The sequence below is a fragment of the Halobacteriovorax sp. ZH5_bin.2 genome, from assembly GCF_043196375.1.
GTDB lineage: Bacteria > Bdellovibrionota > Bacteriovoracia > Bacteriovoracales > Bacteriovoracaceae > Halobacteriovorax_A.
The window spans coordinates 1-19,013 of record NZ_JBEBMJ010000006.1; the positions used below are offsets into that span (position 1 = coordinate 1).

The 19,013-nt window shown below is 36.4% G+C and carries 21 protein-coding genes; 8 read left to right on the forward strand and 13 right to left on the reverse strand.

From position 1 onward, the window contains the following. The first annotated feature begins 244 nt into the window (after window positions 1–244). Both ABMA76_RS13960 and ABMA76_RS13965 read left to right on the forward strand, forming a co-directional pair. Entirely contained in the window at window positions 245–850 is a 606-nt protein-coding gene (locus ABMA76_RS13960) for a hypothetical protein (protein ID WP_393061892.1), read from the forward strand. 48 nt (window positions 851–898) lie between these two features. Next, complete coding sequence (locus tag ABMA76_RS13965; RefSeq protein ID WP_393061894.1) at window positions 899–1,528, forward strand: transposase; 630 nt, start codon at window positions 899–901, stop codon at window positions 1,526–1,528. 46 nt (window positions 1,529–1,574) lie between these two features. Here the strand turns inward: ABMA76_RS13965 and ABMA76_RS13970 are convergent, their stop codons facing one another. Further along, on the reverse strand, window positions 1,575–2,498 hold the full coding sequence (locus ABMA76_RS13970) for an ATPase, T2SS/T4P/T4SS family (protein ID WP_393061896.1): 924 nt from the start codon (window positions 2,496–2,498) through the stop codon (window positions 1,575–1,577). 70 nt (window positions 2,499–2,568) lie between these two features. Further along, on the reverse strand, window positions 2,569–2,889 hold the full coding sequence (locus ABMA76_RS13975) for a response regulator transcription factor (protein WP_393061898.1): 321 nt from the start codon (window positions 2,887–2,889) through the stop codon (window positions 2,569–2,571). Between the two features lie 254 nt (window positions 2,890–3,143). Between ABMA76_RS13975 and ABMA76_RS13980 the strand changes: the two genes are divergently transcribed. Then, window positions 3,144–3,617 carry a hypothetical protein gene (locus ABMA76_RS13980; RefSeq protein ID WP_392856647.1) on the forward strand — a complete coding sequence of 158 codons (474 nt, stop codon included), beginning with the start codon at window positions 3,144–3,146 and terminating at the stop codon, window positions 3,615–3,617. 25 nt (window positions 3,618–3,642) lie between these two features. Here ABMA76_RS13980 and ABMA76_RS13985 read toward each other — a convergent pair whose 3' ends face one another. The 3 genes from ABMA76_RS13985 to ABMA76_RS13995 are packed head-to-tail and all read right to left on the reverse strand — an operon-like array spanning window position 3,643 to window position 6,294. Continuing rightward, window positions 3,643–4,518, reverse strand: a complete 876-nt coding sequence (locus ABMA76_RS13985; RefSeq protein ID WP_392911646.1) for a GNAT family N-acetyltransferase — start codon at window positions 4,516–4,518, stop codon at window positions 3,643–3,645. Then, entirely contained in the window at window positions 4,518–5,621 is a 1,104-nt protein-coding gene (locus tag ABMA76_RS13990; RefSeq protein WP_392911644.1) for a serine protease, read from the reverse strand. The genes ABMA76_RS13985 and ABMA76_RS13990 overlap by 1 nt, the downstream gene beginning before the upstream one ends. 13 nt (window positions 5,622–5,634) lie before the next feature. Further along, entirely contained in the window at window positions 5,635–6,294 is a 660-nt protein-coding gene (locus ABMA76_RS13995; protein ID WP_392911642.1) for a hypothetical protein, read from the reverse strand. A 177-nt stretch (window positions 6,295–6,471) separates the two neighbouring features. On the opposite strand from ABMA76_RS13995, the gene ABMA76_RS14000 reads away from it, so the two are divergent. Continuing rightward, window positions 6,472–7,647, forward strand: coding sequence for a PAS domain-containing protein (locus tag ABMA76_RS14000; protein ID WP_393061900.1), 1,176 nt, complete (start codon window positions 6,472–6,474; stop codon window positions 7,645–7,647). Then, window positions 7,637–8,017 (forward strand): response regulator, encoded by a 381-nt coding sequence (locus ABMA76_RS14005; protein ID WP_392856656.1) that lies wholly within the window; start codon window positions 7,637–7,639, stop codon window positions 8,015–8,017. The genes ABMA76_RS14000 and ABMA76_RS14005 overlap by 11 nt, the downstream gene beginning before the upstream one ends. Here the strand turns inward: ABMA76_RS14005 and ABMA76_RS14010 are convergent. After that, window positions 8,014–8,928 (reverse strand): hypothetical protein, encoded by a 915-nt coding sequence (locus ABMA76_RS14010; RefSeq protein ID WP_393061902.1) that lies wholly within the window; start codon window positions 8,926–8,928, stop codon window positions 8,014–8,016. The genes ABMA76_RS14005 and ABMA76_RS14010 overlap by 4 nt on opposite strands. A 116-nt stretch (window positions 8,929–9,044) precedes the next feature. Between ABMA76_RS14010 and ABMA76_RS14015 the strand changes: the two genes are divergently transcribed. Next, window positions 9,045–10,445 (forward strand): hypothetical protein, encoded by a 1,401-nt coding sequence (locus ABMA76_RS14015; RefSeq protein ID WP_393061904.1) that lies wholly within the window; start codon window positions 9,045–9,047, stop codon window positions 10,443–10,445. Here ABMA76_RS14015 and ABMA76_RS14020 read toward each other — a convergent pair. The 5 genes from ABMA76_RS14020 to ABMA76_RS14040 all read right to left on the reverse strand — a co-directional run bounded on the left by ABMA76_RS14020 (window position 10,442) and on the right by ABMA76_RS14040 (window position 14,933). Further along, entirely contained in the window at window positions 10,442–11,281 is an 840-nt protein-coding gene (locus ABMA76_RS14020) for a methyltransferase domain-containing protein (protein WP_393061906.1), read from the reverse strand. The two genes, ABMA76_RS14015 and ABMA76_RS14020, sit on opposite strands and share 4 nt — an antisense overlap. Window positions 11,282–11,344: 63 nt before the next feature. After that, entirely contained in the window at window positions 11,345–11,737 is a 393-nt protein-coding gene (locus tag ABMA76_RS14025) for a response regulator (protein WP_393061907.1), read from the reverse strand. Beyond that, window positions 11,734–13,044 carry an ATP-binding protein gene (locus tag ABMA76_RS14030; protein WP_393061909.1) on the reverse strand — a complete coding sequence of 437 codons (1,311 nt, stop codon included), beginning with the start codon at window positions 13,042–13,044 and terminating at the stop codon, window positions 11,734–11,736. Before ABMA76_RS14030 ends, ABMA76_RS14025 begins: the two co-directional genes overlap by 4 nt. A gap of 89 nt (window positions 13,045–13,133) precedes the next feature. Beyond that, the gene (locus ABMA76_RS14035) at window positions 13,134–14,327 is read right to left on the reverse strand and encodes a DEAD/DEAH box helicase (RefSeq protein ID WP_393061911.1); all 1,194 of its coding nucleotides are present in this window, start codon (window positions 14,325–14,327) and stop codon (window positions 13,134–13,136) included. Next, on the reverse strand, window positions 14,328–14,933 hold the full coding sequence (locus ABMA76_RS14040; protein WP_392911624.1) for a hypothetical protein: 606 nt from the start codon (window positions 14,931–14,933) through the stop codon (window positions 14,328–14,330). Window positions 14,934–15,081: 148 nt separating this feature from the next. Between ABMA76_RS14040 and ABMA76_RS14045 the strand changes: the two genes are divergently transcribed. Further along, window positions 15,082–16,086, forward strand: coding sequence for a cytochrome-c peroxidase (locus tag ABMA76_RS14045; RefSeq protein ID WP_392911622.1), 1,005 nt, complete (start codon window positions 15,082–15,084; stop codon window positions 16,084–16,086). A gap of 1 nt (window position 16,087) precedes the next feature. Here the strand turns inward: ABMA76_RS14045 and ABMA76_RS14050 are convergent, their stop codons facing one another. Continuing rightward, complete coding sequence (locus tag ABMA76_RS14050; RefSeq protein ID WP_392911620.1) at window positions 16,088–16,636, reverse strand: GNAT family N-acetyltransferase; 549 nt, start codon at window positions 16,634–16,636, stop codon at window positions 16,088–16,090. 114 nt (window positions 16,637–16,750) lie between these two features. On the opposite strand from ABMA76_RS14050, the gene ABMA76_RS14055 reads away from it, so the two are divergent. Further along, window positions 16,751–17,587 carry a protein-L-isoaspartate O-methyltransferase gene (locus ABMA76_RS14055; protein ID WP_392911618.1) on the forward strand — a complete coding sequence of 279 codons (837 nt, stop codon included), beginning with the start codon at window positions 16,751–16,753 and terminating at the stop codon, window positions 17,585–17,587. Here the strand turns inward: ABMA76_RS14055 and ABMA76_RS14060 are convergent. Then, on the reverse strand, window positions 17,567–18,934 hold the full coding sequence (locus ABMA76_RS14060; RefSeq protein ID WP_393061913.1) for an ATP-binding protein: 1,368 nt from the start codon (window positions 18,932–18,934) through the stop codon (window positions 17,567–17,569). The two genes, ABMA76_RS14055 and ABMA76_RS14060, sit on opposite strands and share 21 nt — an antisense overlap. Window positions 18,935–19,013 lie beyond the last annotated feature (79 nt).

Sequence of the window (19,013 nt, forward strand, 5' to 3'; positions counted from 1 at the left end):
TTTGGCAATTATTTATTAGAACAAGGGTGTTCATTTATCAAATTACCGGAGTTGCACTGGAAAATTGACCTCAGCCGCGTACCAAAACCTCTTTTGCCCATACCCTATGAGATTTTAGCAACTAACTACTGGAATTCTCGATTCGTACCCGCGCCCCATTTTGAAAAATCTTAATATCAAAGTGAAATTTAAATGCGTAAAAGATCTTAGGCGCCTATTACTTCTACAAACAAGTGAGGTAAATATGAATCAACTACTAATTAATTTTAAAGAGTCAAAAACAATAAATGAGTTATCGGAAGTTTTAGATACTGGATGGCAAACGTATAAAGACAATGCCTTAATATACAGTGGCTTTACACTGGCCTTCACTCTACTGGTCTGGATACTCTCCGCTATTCCATTTTCTTCGTGCCTTATCACACCATTTTATTTAGCAGCAACTTACACAGCGATCACAAGATCAGAAACACAAAAACAACTTACGATTTACGATTTTCTTTCTATACCAAAAGAAAAATTCAATTTGATTTTTATAACGGGCTCTTTATCGACGCTGATTACTTTCTTTGGCGTTATTCTTTTTATTATTCCAGGGGTTTATTTCTTTGCTTCTTATCTCTTCGTTATGCCTTTAAGTCTTGAACAAGATGAACAAAATACAAAAGCATGGGATCTACTTGAGAAAAGTAGAAAAATCTTTTCAGAAAACTATCAAATTATATTAGCAGCAACACTCACCTACCTTGTTCTTGCTCTACTTGCAGTGCTTTCACTTGGACTAGGTCTTTTTATCGTAACACCTCTAATCGCATGTATTAATTATCAGCTCTATAAAAAACTTAAATAGCAAAATCTGGCGCTCTAAGCGCCATTTTTTTTAGCGAGGAAGTAAGTAATGCCAAAGAAGAAGCTAATCCGCCAAGGAGATTATCCTTACCATGTGACGACACGAAATAATAACCGAGACTGGTTTAGTATTCCCATGAATGAAGTATGGGATATTTGTAAAGAGTCTTTAATTTATGCACAAGAGAAAGAAAAGGTACAAATAAACTGTTTTGTTCTCATGTCAAACCACTACCATCTCCTACTTACTACTCCCGATGAAAATATCGATCGCTTTATGATGCATTTTAACTGGCGAATTAGTTATTTAATTTCTTTGAGGACAAGTAGAATCAATCATAAATTTAGTAATCGTTATAAGTGGTCTATCGTGGCAGATCAAAATTATCTGTATAATGTTTATCGCTACCTTTACCAAAATCCGATACGGGCAGGAATCTCTGAAGCTTGTATTGACTATCCTTACACATCACTACACTTTTCAAAATTTGAGGCAGAGCTTTTTCAGTATCGGCCACATATCGATTATACAGAGGCAGAACAACTAATAGAGAGAAGGTATGATACTGAATTTGATGATTGTATTAGAAAGTCTTTAAAGAAGAGCTACTTCACTCCAAAGCAAAGTATATCTGCACTATATCTAAAAAGACTCAAGGACTTCAAGGTTACAATATAAGTATTGGAATTCTCGATTGGTACCCGCGCCCCATTTAGCGCCCCATTTAAGGGACATAAAGTGGTTTAAGTTTTATTTCACCTTTTTCAAATACGATTTCATGAATTGAAGAAATAAATCGATCTTCACTATCTGCTTTCTTTTCTTGAAAGATAATATATTTGAAAACTTCAGAAACCACGAGGGCCGCCTCTTCTAAGTTGTAACCGTATGAGGAAACGACTGACTGGCGAATTAAGCGATCAATTGTATTAACAGGGCCACTACCACCAGCACATGCAACACCAACGGCATTATTTCTAACGAGATCAATATATGGGTAACTCAATCTTTCATCTAAATAACTAAGGGTAATATAATCACTCCTACTCTCTTCCGCAGCACTCATGACCTCAAGAATAGAGTCAGCATCTTTTCCACGCGGCATAAGCCTTGTCACTAAGTTTCGATAAAAAACGATCGATGGAGTGGTTTCAATTGAAACCAGTGTCTTCTCTTTGGGTAGAAGATTTAGAATTGTATTATAAAGAGTCGTCTTACCTGAGCCAAAGTCTCCTGCACAAAGAACACCTCTATTTGATTCAACGATCTTCTCTATGACATCTCTTCCTTTTTCAGTAAGTGCATTTAATGAAATATAATCTTCTAGAGATAAAATCTTTTTAGGTAGTTTTGTTAACTTAAGTGCTGGTCCTTTGATTGATATAGGCGAAAGAACAACTGAAACAGTTAGCACTTCTGTTATGTACCTAGAAAAAGAAACCTGTTTATCAGTTATACCGAAATTTTCCTTAAGAGAATTGATCACTCTTTCGTACTCATCTTTATTATTGAAGCATTGAACAGACTGCCACCCGTCAAGCCTTTTTACCGATACATCATGATAGGCACCGACACTGATCTCATCAACAGATTCATCACAAACAATTTTGTATAAACTTCCAAGTACTTCTTCTAATTGATCTTTCATCATTTCTCCTACAGTTATTATCTACTGTAAGCTTATTTGTTATTTCAAATTAATTCACCTAGGGACTTCCCTAGGACGCCTCTAACCATTTGAATTTTAGAGCATTTGTGACAGCTTCAGTTCGCTTACTAGCTTGCGTTTTTTTGAATATAGAGCTCATATGATACTCAATAGTCTTTTCTGATATTGAAAGAGCATTGGCCATCTCTTTATTTGTGTAACCAAGTGAGACCAACTCCAGCACTTCTGCCTCTCTTGCTGTTAAGGGGTTCTCTGGTGAAATTGCTGATTGATCAACTGATTTTGTTAAAGATTCCAAGGTTTTAGCAACACGATTTAGACATAGTGATTGATTTTTACCACGTGAGTAAAGACGACATTCTTTGGCCAAATTGAGTAACTCTGCCTCTAAGGTTTTTATAAAAATCTCCCCATTAAACCAAAAACTTCTAAATAAAATATCTCCTACTATTCCTATCGGTTACTAGTCCCTAAATAATTAACTTATCTGAGCAACAATCACCACTAACCCACTGAAATCTCGATAGGTGCCCGCGCCCCTTTTAAGTAAGTATTACAAGAAGCAGTGTCAAATAAACTAAATAGAGTTAATTAAGTAGGTGTATCTAAAAATGAGAGGGACAAATGAAGATTTTATCGTTAATTGCCATTCTATTTACTCTAAATGCATCAGCAGGTTGCCTAGAGGATCAAACAAGTTGCGATTATGAATTTCAAGGCTGTGTGAACTTTGCGATTCAAATGCCATATGAAAAAGATATCACTCCAATGCTCTATCGCTGTCAGGAGAAATACTTAACAGTAATCACTTATGAACAATGTATGTCAGTGGCAGAAGAAATGATCTTTATGAGAGACAAAAACAAGGCCCGCGCAATTTGTGGCACACAGTTTGGTGGAGCTTTTAACTTTGATCAATGCCTAGCTCATGCTGAGGCACAGGCCTACACAGAAGATATCACTCGCCTTGGGCTTGAATGTTTTGAAAAACAAAAAGAAACAATCACCCTAGCACAGTGCTCACAAGTAGCAGCACTTATGCACTTTATAAAAGATAAGAATTATATAAATCGTTATTGCTTTGAAAAGTATTTTTAAGAAATGCCTCCGAACGGAGGTTTTTTTATTTTCGTATTAATTCGATATAAGCGAACATTGCTCTTCGTTTAAGCTTTTTCGAAAAGCCAAGAACCTCATTGGTCGATGAAACACCAGCATAAACTGATATTTTCTTTTTCTTATAATATTTTAAGGCCTCATTATATAAGAGTTTTGAAACGCCTCGCCCTTGAGCATCTGGGTGAACAGAGATTGACATAATATGGCCAACATTAGTCCTTGAAATACTTGGAACAATAAAGCCAATCGCCTTACCATCCTCAACAGCAACTAATGCATCGACATTATACTTGATAAGGTTCTCGACAAAACCAAGAAACATCTTACGAGGAAAGTTCTCACAGCGTGATGTTGTGCTGAACTTGTGAGCAAGATATTCAATATCGGCTACCTCGTCACTTAAGTCTTTGTTGAGTTTCACGACTTTAACATTTTTATCATACTCATATTTTGAAAGATACTTTAGGCCATCATCAACACTTGCCAAAAGTTCCTCACCACGACTTCTCCCACCTAAATCGAGCAACTGATTATATAATCGAGAATTTACTGGAACATAGAAATGGGCCCTTTTAATGCGTTTAACATTATTAAACACATCCTCAACCATGGCCTTCGTCTCACCTAGAGACCATTTTGGAGCAACTTGAACATCAACTTTTATAATTCTTAGACCTATATCGTATGAAGGAAAGAATTGATAAAAGTATTTATTTTTCTTCTCATCATGACGAGTATATATAGACTCATCACTTAAGCTCTTTTTAATATCATTTTTACGAATTGATGAATATTTCCTTGGTACTGAAATGCCCTTACTTTTGCAAAACTTAACGAGTGCTGAACTGTCATATAACAAATCAAGAAGTATCTTTTTCATTAAATTTCCAATAAGCTCTTAATAATTGGATTATTCATTTTCTCTAACTCTGCCTTGATATATTTCATCGAAGTTGCAAAGCTTCCATCATTCCAAATGCTTGAAGCATTCTCTTCTTTTTCTTCAATTAATTGCTTTGATGTCAGTCCAATCTTTTCAGTTTGAATTCTAGTAATCACTCCAATTAGCTCTCCAGTATTGCGGTCAACGATTGGAGACCCTGAATCTCCACCAGAAGCATCACAGCCTGTTGCAATTGAGAAGACCTTATCAAGCTTTTTAACTTTATCATCACCAAAGATGATTTGGCAGTCGTTAGAGTTTTCATAGCGAGCAAGTCCTAGTTTCTCATTATCAAAGAAACCGAACCCTACTGTTGTTAGAGGTGTTCCCTCTTCAGCTACTTTATCGAAGTTAAGCTTAACTGCAGAAACAGTCTTCATAAGGATTGCTTCCTTATCTTCCATATTGATTGATACAATTGCAAAATCAATATCATCGCTATAGAAGATTAGCTCTTTTGCCTTCAAAGAAAATTTTGGCCCTGCAATAAAATGAAAGAGCATATCATTGAAATTTTCGCGATCAATAACATGGGCGGCCGTTGCAACAAGGTGCTCACCTTCATACTTACCAAGATAGAAAGCTGTTCCAACATTTGTAAGTGTTAGCTTATTCGCTGTATTCACAACACCAAGACCAGTGATAAGGATTGAGCTCTTAAGCTCTTCAACATCTGGAGTGTCATTTTCACCAATATGAGTACGATTCCATTCATCACCAACTACATATTCTTTAATATTGAGGTCTCTTCTTTGATTTGAAAGAACATACTTTAAATAAACACTAGGATAGTTGATATTTTCATAAAGTTTAATAATGGCCCTATAGATCGGAATTGAAGAGCAAGTTCGTTCGATACGGTTAACCTGAGTTACGTAGGCCCTGATACGTTCTTTCCTTAAGTCCATTATATTCGTAATATAAATATCATCGACACTCATCACTTGCATTAGTCTCGCAATTTCTTGAAGCGAAGACAGTTCCTGATCTTCAGTACATAGTTCCGCATGAGCATTAAAAGAGATAAAAAAAGTGATCAAAAGTGATAATAATCTAAAGCGCATTTTTAGTTAAACCTTTATTAGAGTTAAGCTTTTTCTTTGTTAAACGGATTAAACGATTAAGAGAGATAAACTTTTCTTTTCCCTTACGTTTACATAGGCCGTCATCTTGAGTCGCTATCTCAATTACGGCCTTACGTACATCTTCGTACGAATAGTTTGTATTCTTATATTTGCGGTTGACGCGATTAACGAATGTAAAAAAGAGGTTGTTTTCGCGGCTATACTTATTCTCTTGTAGTTCAAGAACTTCTTCTTCTATTTTTGAGTCAATATCCTGATTAGCAATTTCTTCTTCTGACAATTCCGACATCTTTAAAATGATATAAGTTCCAATGATCCCTTTCTCGTTCTTCAAAATATCAAAGAATGAAGCAACCGCTGTAATTCCGAGAACAATAGGTATTGAAAATGGAACAAAGGCCACAATGAAAACTGCAACAGGATGACTAACAACCTTTGCTAGCCAGTAATAGCCTTTTAACTTATATACCCAATCATTCTTGTCCTCATTGGCAGACTGATCCTTAGGATACAAAGACTCGATCTTATCCTTATAAGCATCCATACACTGATAATCAAAAGTGTTGGCCTGAACAGTACTCCATAAAATTGAAATACATAAGAATAGAGTTTTAAGTAGTTTCATCATAGTTGTAAGATTGAGATTAAATGAATTTTTGATAAATTACTTAAGATTTGAAATATCTACGCCTGTGTACATAGAGTGAACGGCCTTTAATTTCTAGTAATACCAATCACTTGAGTTAATTATTTAATTAAACATTCTTTAATCCATTCTATATATGTCGTTACCGAAGAAGAAATTGTGAAAAACAAGCTTAATCTCGACATTCTCTTAGAAAATATTGATGGCATTGCCTATCGATGTCTAAATGATAAGCATTGGACAATGCTCTTTATGACCTCAGGGGTTGAGAGGATCCTAGGTTATAAGGCCGAGGAATTTATCAATAACAAGGAATTATCTTTTCCAGATATTTACCATCCAGATGACATCACAAGGGTATCGAAAGAAGTAGAGATGGCCATCGATAATAAAACCTTCTTTACTATCGAGTATCGAGTAAAGCACAAGAAAGGACATTATATTTATGTTTGGGAGCAAGGTATTGGTATATTTGAAAATGACGAGCTGGTGGCCCTAGAAGGATATATTTGTGATATCACCATAAGAAAGCTTACAGAAATGGAGCTTATGGAGATCGTTGAGAAGCAGGCAAAGGAGCTATTAAAGAAGAAGGAAGGTGAAATAGAAAGGGCCAACTTTCAGCGTATTCTTGAACTAACAAAAGGTATGGCCCACGAACTTAAAAACCCGTTAACTCTTACATTAAACTCGTATCAAATTTTAAGAGCGGAAATTTTTCGAAAAGAACAAAGATTAGAAAAAATTGAAACCCTACTCTCTGTGATGAGGGATGCTAACAAACGTATTAATGATATCGTTGAGACAATTGATCTTACATTTCGCTCCGTCTCTAATGTAAAAGAAATCTTTAATGTAAAGAAGCTAGTCGATAAGAGTATGACCATTGATTTTAAGCAGGAGCTAAAAGAACAAGAAATCAAGCTAACTCTTCCTGAGGACATCAAGGATTATAATTTATTTATTACTGGGCCAAATTTTATCCAGGCCCTAAAAAATATTCTTAAAAACTCAATTAACGCAATAAAAGAGGCAAAAGAAAGTATAAAAAAAGAAATAAAAGTTAGCATTGAAGTTAACAAAACAAACCAAGCACTCTTAATCAAGATACATGACACTGGTATTGGTATATCTGAAGACTATGTTAAAAATATCACTCTTCCATTTTTCTCCTCAACGTCCCAAAAGACAGGAGGAGGCCTAGGCCTTGCAATCGCAAAATTCCTTCTTCAAAATGATAAAATTGATATCTCATTTAAGAGTGATATTGGACACTGGACAGAGGTGACCCTAAATATCCCTAAAGAGCGATGGAGGCATAGCGATGGCGACTAGTATACTATTTGTAGATGATGAAGAGGCGCTACTCGATCTTATTGAAATGATTTTCGAAGAGGATGTCTTAGATGGGAAGTTTAAGACTCACTTTGCTCTTTCTGGGGAAGATGCACTTAAAAAGCTTCATAGTGAAGAAGGAAATGATATCACTGTTCTTGTGACAGATATCAACATGCCTAATATGAATGGAATTGAACTTGTTAAAGAAGTAAAAAAACAATTCCCTAGTATCTTAATCTACATGATGTCTGCATATGGAGATCAAAAAACTTTAGAAGAAGTCAGCAAGCTTGAGATAAAACACTACTTCAATAAGCCTGTCGACTTTAGTGAATTAAAGAGAACCATCGAAGAGGATGTTGCCTAAACATGGAGAAGATATAAGTTGCATTCCGTTTTTTTCATTATATCCAACGTTACGCTTCCTAGTGATAAGTGCTCAAAAATATAGTGTTGGGGTTTCAAAACCACAAGGTCTGATTTTTCACTTCTAATGAGTTCTTCTAGTCGCTGTCCGGGTTCAGCATTCAAAATCATCTTTAACGTATAACTTGCATCAATCCCTTGTTTTTTTAGGATTGCCACTGCCTTTTGTAACTCATCTTCGGCCCCTTTATGAAGTTCAGACATTTCGTTAGTTAGGACTTCTCTAGGATAAGGCCCATCAGGAAAGACTTCTAAATTATAACTAACGAAATTTAATGGAACGATACAGTCCATATGTACCTTTGCATTATTACACTTTGCTAAATGAGCGACTGTTGCAAGGTTTTCCTCATCAAGAGACTCATAAGGTATTAGATAAGTAATTTTCTTAAAATTTTCGACAGAGGTCTTAGTGATGAGTACATCTCTATTTAAATTGAACAATGACTTCTCCGCAAATGTGTTTAGAAAGAAGCGATGAAGTTCACCGTGATGACTAGCACCGACCGATATGATTTCCATATCCGGGTCTTCACTTAAGTGCTCAATCCCTTCATTTATTGAGCCTTCAAAATTTTCAAATTCAATATCTTCTTTAGAAATATTGAGTCGTCCCAAAGTTGCATTCACCATCTCAAGTGAGGTTTCTTCAATATTCTTTCTCCACACAGGATCCTTAATTCGACGGGAACGAGTGGATGTCGAGTGAAATTGTTTTTCTAGCTGAGGAGAGATTGTATCAATATGATAGAGCGAAGGTTTTAACCCGAGTGCTTTGGCAAAGTTATAACCTGAACGAATATTTTTTTCAGAACCTTCATGAAGGTCTGAACAGATAACCAATTTTTTCATGATGCCTCCACTCTCTATATTATTTGGCATAGGCATTTAATAAAACTTAAATTAGCTCTATATATTCCTAGAAATTCAAAGAATCAGTTGGCATTAGACTTGCGATATATAACTTCATGAATTTGAAAAATACCCAAAATCACATCGTTAGCATGATGTACGCCCTATTTCTTTGTCTAATTCTTGGACAGCAGTCTAGTTACTGTGCGGTCACAAATACCTCTACAGAGGATGATGTCTATGCATCTCAACTAGATAAGGAACGATATGAATTTAAGGTACTTGTTGACGAAACAGGGAGCAACTTCGGAATTGACTTGAGTGATCAAGACCTTGATGAGCTAGCGGAAAGTGTAGGTAATTTTAAAATCTCAACTCTAAGCTTCTCTAAGAATCGCTTTAATCGAGATGGTGCCGTCGAGTGGTACCATAATATAAGAAACGTTAGTAAAGTATTTTACAACGTTATCACTGATCATAAACGTTATAACGAGCATACTGCTGTTAGGGCCTCGATCAACATGGCCCATCAAGTAGTCTCTTGGTGGATTTCTCGTACAAATTATACCTTAGTTCACGAGGTGGCCCATGCACAAGCTGTAAAAGAATTCGGTGGAAGTGAGATTCAATTATGGGTTGGCGATGAAGCATATCATAGCGTTGGTGCTTTCTATCTGGCATTTATGTCAACCTATAATCGCGGTGCTGTAAGCTACTCTATTGATGGGACAACACCTAATCAGGAAGCAGTAATATCAGCGGCAGGAATTAATTCCCAGATAAGCTTGGCCGAAGATATTGCAGAAGAAAGTATCATCAATCGAAGATTTGATCAAAGTGATGCTCTTCACTATATTTTAAACAAAGTTATCTCTACTATTTACTATCAGTATGACCCAAACTCAAATATGAGCGACTTGGCCCACTATGCCCATGCCCTTCATCAACAAGGCCTAATTGAAGAAGATGAAATCAACTCAACAAAGGAATTCATTTCCAATATCTCATTCTTGGCCACTCTCCTTTCCGGTAGAACTTGGGAAGCTGTAAATGCCTTTAGTGATGAGATTATGCTGAATAAGCATTACACTGATACTTATACCTTTGAAACACCTCTTGGGGAGATCACTTGGCCAGAGTTTGCAGCATTCTTAAATGAAAGAGGAGTTAGCGGAAAAATCTCAGCTAGTTTACTAACACAATCTCGAATGACTTATCACTTCTCTTTTGAGACGTCTCTTTTAGGGGAATCGGCCAACGAAGTAGGTCTGGGCTTTACATATAAAGCTGACGACTGGCAAACATATGTCAAAACATATTTTAATGATCAAGATGGCCGAGGTATCTCAATTAAGTCGAAATATGATGTTGGTAGAGCGAACGGTTTCTCTTTCTTTGCTGAAGCAAAGGCAGACAATGGAACACTCAATCAACGTAGACACCAATATAGCCTTACGGGACAAGAGAGTAATGAGTTTGAGACGAGCTTTAGTATAGGTGTTGAGTATCGATTCTAAGTACTATAGAAATTTACAACACGCCCTTCCTGTTTACGACTAGTATGGGACTCTATCTTTTTTAGGCCGCAGAGATTATCGAGTGCATTTAGCATGATCTCATCCCAACCAGAAATAAAGAGTAAGTAGAATTTTGATCCAGAATCAATTAGATCTTTAAAATGAGAAACTAGTCTTGGAACATTCTCTGTGCCGACGGAATCATAAAGGTAGTAAACATCATGGCCTGCAAAGGCTTCAGGATTTTCCAAGAAGTCACATGTTTGAAATTTAACGTGATCTAATTGAAAATGTTCAGAGACAGAGTTTGTAAATTGAACTCTCTCATCGACTAATTCAAGTCCTAGATAATTCAATTTCTTATTCATCATAAGGGCCATATACAAGAGAGCACGGCCAGTGCCTGATCCTAAATCACATACGCTCTTAATATCATCTCTTGAATTGATGAAGTTAATAAGAAGATCTAGATCGTCATAACAAGCAGTGTAGACATGGTAATTTTCACCAAAGATCACATTATCATCATCACCATTACACTCATTTCCATCTTCATATTCTTCTGGGTACAGGTGTTCAATATCAATAATACGTAGGAGTCGGTCATAGATTAAGTCACGAAAACTAGGATCAAACTCTCCACGAGAAATGATCGTCTTCACAGACTTAAAAATTTCGGCCATTAACGGGTAATCAATACCATCGAAGTATCGCTCTGTAAGAACAAGCGAGTCTCTTTTATTGATCTTGCAAATTTTATTTAAAAACTTACTTTGTTTATCGATTGGTTCAGCTAGAACCTTTTTCCATTTTTTATCAGATTTTTGAAAGAACATGATTTCAACCTAGCACTTATTTCTAAATGAGGTAACTAAAAATATTGGATAATGTAATGCTTTCTAGTTTAATTCGGGATAGCGTTCCGTCAATAATTTCATAAGCTTTTCAAAGTCGACGGGTTTCTCAAAATAGTCAAGAGCTCCTAATTCAGATGCCTTCTTATGGTAGGCAGCACTTGAGTAACCAGAAATCATAATTGTATCAATATTGGGAAATCTCTCATTCACTTGCTTTAAGAGTTCAAATCCATCGAGACCTGGCATATTGATATCCGATAAGATCAGGATAACATCATGGCCATTTTCGCTTTCAAGAATTTTTAATGCCTCAGCACCAGAAGTTGAAAATGAAAGGAGCATCTTAATTGCTCTAACCCAATCTTCAAAAATATGCTCAAAAATGAATAGGATATCCTCTTCATCATCAACGAGTAAGACATGAACCCTTATCATGAACTCTCCTTAGGAAAACGAATCTTAAAAATTGTAAACTCACCTTCTTTTGATTCGACAAAGATTTCACCATTATTTTTTTCTACAATTGATTTAATAATCGACATGCCAAGCCCAGAGCCTTCTCGGCCTGATTTAGTCGTAAAGAATGGTTCGAAAATATTATTTAATATATTCTCAGCAATCCCTACCCCATTATCCTTAACTTCAATTAGAATATCTTGACCTTTTTCGTATGTATGAACTGAGAGAATTGGCTGCCCTTGTGAACGACTATATTTCTTATGAAGAGCGTAGATAGAATTCTCATAGAGATTGATAAAGACTGATTGGATATCGTTGGTGAATACATGAAGGTCCTCACTCGTATTTAGAGAATGCTTGAACTTAATTTCAACCCCATCATTTTGCAAACTTAAAGCATGTTGAGCATACTTATACGACTCTTCAACTAGCATCTTTAATGAATACCTCTTTTTACCGTTGACTCTGGTATCTAACATAATTTCGAGAATATTCTTTATCCTTAAACTATGAGTTGTAATAATACCAAGGGCCTTATTGAGATCTTTTAACCTCTTAGTATCACCTTCTAGCAGACGTGTATTAATAGAGCTAGCAACCTTACCGGCATTTAAAATAAGATTAAGAGGATTTCTTATCTCATGGGCAATCCCTGTTGTCAGACGCCCTAGGGCCGCAAGCTTTTCTTGTTCAAGAAGAGTCTCATGGGTCTTTTTAATCACCTCCTCTTTTTCTTTCACTTCTTTAGCTATTATCTCATTGAGATCATCAATTCGTTGATTAGCGCTAATCATTGCCAATTCAACTCCTATTCGACTTGCAAAAAGGTCGACGGCAGATTCCAGAAAACTAGGATCTTTAATAGGGTTAGTACTTAAAAATATAATTAACCCAAGAAAGTCTCCAGAGGGAAGAAGTATTGGAGCTCCAATATAAGCATCAACATCCATATCCTGTAGCATTAGGTCTTCTGGAAATTCTAAGCATACATTATTAGCGTGCATACAAACGCGCTTACCAGTGATAACATCATGACAGGGAGTACCTTCTAGATCATATTCAAGATTATCAATAAATTGGCCATTTGATATCGCAAAATCTGTAACGATCACACTCGATTTACCTTCCTTTGGTCTTCCTACAAAGATGAAGTCGATATTTAGATACCTCGCGATATTCTTTAACAGCTCTTTAATATATTCTTCACCACTGATGTGTTGATTAATATTAAAAATTTCTTTAATGATTTTGAATTTATCTTGATGCTCACCTTGGCCTTGCATATTGCCTCACTTAATTAAAGATATTTCATTATAAGAGAAATGAGTAAGACATGGGTTTAAGAAATCTAAAGAAAAGTTTGTCCTAAAAGCTAGCGTCGGCGATGTCCTCGATAACGCTTCTTTGACTTAGGTTTTGTAAAGGGATAATCGTGATGGAAGGGATGATCTAGTACCTGAGTAATTTTCGTTCCAATTAGCTTTTGTATATTTCTAAGAAATGGTAGATCTTTTTCACTACATAGGGATATAGCTGCTCCCGCTCTATTGGCCCTTGCTGTTCGTCCAATTCGGTGAACGTAATAAGTAGCATCTTCTGGCATATTATAATTTATGACCATGTCCACATTATCAATATCAATTCCACGAGAGGCAATATCTGTTGCAACGAGGACTCGTATCTCACCATTTGTGAAATCTTCAATGGCCTTATTCCTCTGCCCCTGTGTTAGGTTACTATGAATTTCTCCGACACTGATCTCACTACGATTAAGTAACTCGACAAGTTCAGCAACAGCGTACTTGGCCTTACAAAAAATAAGTATACGCGACTTTGATTTATCTTCGAGTAAACTTAAGAGCAAGTAGTTCTTATTTTCGGCCAATGTAAAATAAACAGATTGCTTAATCTTATCAACAGTTGATGACTCTGGAGTAATCTCGACTTTTATTGGATCTCTTAGTATTGCATTCGCGAGGGCCTCGATTTCTTTTGGCATGGTTGCCGAAAGTAGAACCGTTTGACGAGTCATCGGAATCTTTTTTGCAATGTCATTAACTCCTTCATAAAATCCCATATCAAGCATCATATCGGCTTCATCTAAAACAAAGAACTCCGTGTGTGAAACTTTAATGGCACCATCATTCATGAGATCAATGAAGCGGCCAGGAGTTGCAATAACAATGTCCACACCTGAACTCATGGAAACGATTTGTGGATCTTTACTGACTCCTCCAATAATTAAGGCAGCTCTTAGGCACGTCCCCTTTGCAAATGAGATGATGCTATCATTTATTTGGGTAGCAAGCTCTCTAGTGGGAGCAAGTATAATGGCACGACAATGATTAGGAGCAATCTCTATCTTATTCTTAATAAATTTTTCAATAATAGGTAGAGAAAAGGCAGCAGTTTTCCCGGTACCAGTTTGCGCGATACCAAGAAGGTCTGCCCCCTCGAGTAATGGTGGTATCGACTTTTCTTGAATTGGTGTGGCCTCAATGTAGCCAAGACCAGTTAGGGCCTCAAGTGTTGAGCGAGATAAATTTAGAGTTTTGAAACAAGTCATTTACTTAGAAATTGCACGACTATTTGAAGACGGCGAAACCTCAACTTCATCAACAACATGCCCGTTCTCATAGAAGTACCTAAGAACACCTGTTTCTTTTGTTGAAGGCCTAAAGACACGGCCATCACTTGTTGTACATGCAGACTCAGTAGCATTAGGTTCACAAAAGACCTCATGCTTGATTGATGTTGTCATATTACCGAATTCTTTTTGAATTTCCTTACATTGAGAATTCTTAGTTGGGACAAGCTTTCCGGCCTTATAATTAAAATCACATTTATTTGAAAAGTTCACGCCTTTTAGAGATTGCGTAACTGATTGAACCTTCCCTTCTTTATTATATTTAAATTTCGTTGTAACTTTTCCAGCATTCTCTTCTAGTAGATAATCTCCACTCTTCCAATTTGCAATTCTAAATGAATACTCAGGGTGAACCTTCCCAGAGTCGGCCACACAACTAAATGTAGTAGTCTTATTCTTTCCATTCACTTCCGTTAGTTTATAAAGGTAACCATCCGGACACTTTTGAGAGTACTTGTAGTGGTCAACTTCATTTCGAGCAAATATGGAAGTAGCTAAGAATAAAAGAACGCTTATTTTTTTCATAAGTCATGTATCGGTTCAGTTTTTAAAATACTTTAGCAATACACTCAAACAAACATATAAGCGACTAATATTATTAAGAAATTATATTTTATGTAACAATTTAGACCTCCTCTACGAAGACCTAACAAACTTAACAAGAGGAAGTAAAATGAAACAAATATTATTCTTATCAATATTTATTATCACGTCCTGTACGAGTACTAATCCAGTATCAGATCTCTTTGGTACTAGCCTAAATTCCATCAAATACTTTGGGGAACAAAGGCCTAAGGAAGAAGTCATCACACTAGGACAAAAGTTATTCTATGACACGAGATTAAGTAGAGATGGAACCGTAAGTTGTTCGAGATGTCACCTACCACAACTTCACTTCTCAGATGGCCTGAAAAAATCGAAGGGGACTAAAGATCGTTCAGCGCCTCGCAATGCTCAAACCCTCATCAATACAGCAGGACAGATTTCACAGCACTGGGATGGAAATCGAAAAGATGTCGAAGAACAAGCAATTAAGTCATTCTTTATCAAAGTACCTTTTAACCTTGATAATGAAGAGCACCTAAAAGAGAAACTCGTTAGCAATAATTATGCACAGGACTTTTCTAAGGCATTTGCTATAAATATCAAAAAGGAAGATGCTAAGAAGCTTGCACAACTAAGTGCCCAAGCAATTGGTGCCTTTGAGCGCACACTTGTAGGTCCCTCTCGCTTTGATGATTATCTTGATGGCGATGTACAGCGCCTAACAACAAAAGAAACAAGAGGCCTGAAGAAGTTTGTGGAATACGGCTGTATTGGTTGTCATAGTGGCCAATTACTTGGTGGTGAAATGTATCAAAAATTTGGTGTTGTCGAAGACCCTTACCAATACACAAAATCTATTAAAAGAGATCTTGGACGCTATAATTTCACAAAGAATGAAGATGATAAAGAATACTTCAAGGTTCCACCTCTTCGTAATGTGACTAAAACGGCCCCTTACTTTCATGATGGAAGTGTGGCCAGCTTAGATCAAGCGATCTATATCATGGGAAAGGTTCAGCTTGGGATAGAAATTGAAAAACAAGATCGTGAGGACATCATGGCCTTTCTTTCAACGCTAGAAACAAAAGAAGAAGTTATGAGAGAGCTAACAAAAATACCTAGCTTACCTTAGATTAAGCTCTCCAATTTGGATTTAACTTACTTGTTAGGACATGGTCTTGCCACTTACCTGCTATCATTAAGTAGTTTTTGGCAATTCCATGTTCTTCAAAACCTAGGGCCTTTAATACATTTCCACTGCGTAAATTCTGTGGAATATAATTGGCCTCCACACGGTGAAAATTAAGTTCATTAAATAGATATTCAAGACCAGCAGAGAGGGCCTCTCTCATATAACCGTATCCTTGAAACTTTTCACCTAATTTGTAGCCAACACGACAATTCTGAAAAGGTCCCCTTTCAAGAGTTGTAAAATTAACCATACCGATGAGGTCGTTGCTATCCTTTAAGAATAGATTAAAACGAACAGAAGTCTCATTTTCAAACTCCTCTTTTGCGGCCTTGCCCTTATTTGCCCAATAATCTAATGTGTAGAAGTCATCAGGCTTCTTAGGATCCCAAGGGGCCAAGTGCTCTTCATTTTCTCTATAGAATTCGAGTGTCGCAACCTCATCCCCAGCTTTAGGGATGGCCAAAATAAGACGTTGAGTTTCAATTTTCATGAACAAAATATATTAAAAAGTAAAAGTTATGACAATGATGAGCTAAACTTTCTTAAGCCTTGTTTTTACCAATCTTACTTTGAGAAAATTCTTATTAATCATTAATCTAAGTGAATGACGGAATTATATAAAGAATTTCAAGATCGTTTTATCGCTCAAAACACAGGTTTTTCGAAGGAAGTTATCGATGCCTACTATAGTGTTCCACGCCATATGTTCGTCCCTTACCTCAGAGACTATCCAGATAAGTGGATCACCATTACAGATGAAAATCTTGAAGAGTATCTTTCAATACTTTATGCTGATCATCCCCTTGCTATCTTTGGAGATGAACAGGTCATATCCACAATTTCACAGCCTTCGTTTGTCTTAACAATACTCGACTTTCTAGAGCTCAAACCAGGGCACAAAGTTTTTGAACTTGGCTCAGGTAGTGGATGGAATGCGGCTTTAATGGGCCATATTATCGGAAAGGATGGCCGAGTTATCAGTATTGAAATTATTCCCGAACTCGTCGACAGGGCCAACTCCTGCTTAGACAGACTTCATATAAAGAATGTGAAGATTATGCAAGGTGATGCTACAGAGGGATATATCGAGGACGCACCTTATGACAGGGCAATCTTTACAGCAGGTGCTTATGACCTTCCTGCGGTCTTTCATAAGCAACTTGGTGATGGAGCCGTTCTAATCTTTGTCCTCAAGGGCGATCTTAATTCTGATATTTTATATGTGTTGAAAAAGAATGATGAAGAAGGCTGCTTTATCTCAACAAAGGCCGTGGCCTGTAGCTTTGTCCCTGTGACGACGACAACAAAACATAAGATCTCTGAATTTAATCAACCAATGGCACTAACTAATACATTAAGAATTTATCCGAATAATAAGGAAATTGATATTACATGTCGCCATATGATGAAACAGAATGAATCAACATTTGTATGGTTGTGAGATAATGACCTTCGTTCCATTTCCAAGTTCAGAAACAAAGCGAACATGTAGCCCGAGTTCACGACAAACTTTACGAATGATGAATAGGCCAAGTCCTCTTCCCTTCTCACCATGTGTTCCAACCGTACTCTTAAAGATCTTATCTTCATTTCGGTTGATTTCATTCACTAAACTTGCCTCAATCCCAACACCGTGATCTTTACAAGAAAGATAGAATTCACTACCAGTTACTTCTAGCTTAAATTTAACTTCTGAGTTTTCAGGAGAAAATTTAATCGCATTTTGAAGGATATTTCCTAAGACACTATCTTTTAGTGCTTCTTTATTTGTCCTTATCGAAAATTGCGCATCAACATTTGAATCGAGAACTAATTTGATATTCTTCTCTGATGCCTGATCCTGATATTCAAAAATCAGCTCTTCCAGCATTTCTTTAATCGAAACATCAGACATATTAAATGAGTTTGAATTGTCATCGACAACATTTCTCGTATTTTCAATGATCGCCTTTACTGACTTATAATAGAGATCCAATTTCTGATTGGCCTTTTCTACTTCTCCGCGAGAGATAAGCCTTTTCACATGCTCAACAATAAGCATCTTATTTGCGATATCATGGCTAATAATGCGATTGGCAAGTAAGACTTCTTTATGGGCCTCACGAATCTTTTTTTCGGCCATCTCTAGCTCAAGATTTGCTCTTTCCAATTCGTTATTATGCTGAAGGTTTTCAATAATAAGATTCTTATAATATTTATCGAGTTTAAATAGTCTTAAAATAAATATCTGAATAGTAGCAAAAATAGACGGTGCGCTTGAATACTCATCAACGTGGTATATCAAGACATTCTCATTTTGAGTAATCTCCACATCCCAAGACATGGACTCAGAAACCATTCTTGGTAGGGCCAAGAAGACAATACGATACATATCAACAAAGACTGGAAAAATATCTTCAGGTCGATCAAAGGTAAGCTTAATATCAAAAGAAGTTTTCCCTGTTTCAACCAGCTCTATCTTCACAGCATCTGTATAGAATGTTTTAAACGAATACTTTAAAATGAAGTCACCTACAAAACGAAAGCTAATCATTCTTGAAAGAATATCAAGGACTCGTTTAACGTACTTATTTGTTAGGCCGTGTTTAGTCATTCCTTCATAGAACTTATCGTATTTGTCATTAAGAGATTCCGTAATGAGGCGGTAATCATTCCATGTCATATACTTTTTTTCATCACTAATAAGAGAATAGTCATAACCTAAGCTTTCAAAGAAAGACTTAGGATCATCATTATTTTCGACGATGTAATTAATGTATGCATGGACTGCTTTATTACTAATATTCAAATTTTCCTCGATATCGAGGAGGATGTTACCCCATAAGACTTATTTAGTCTAGAGGACATAGGAAATCTTATCTCTAGGA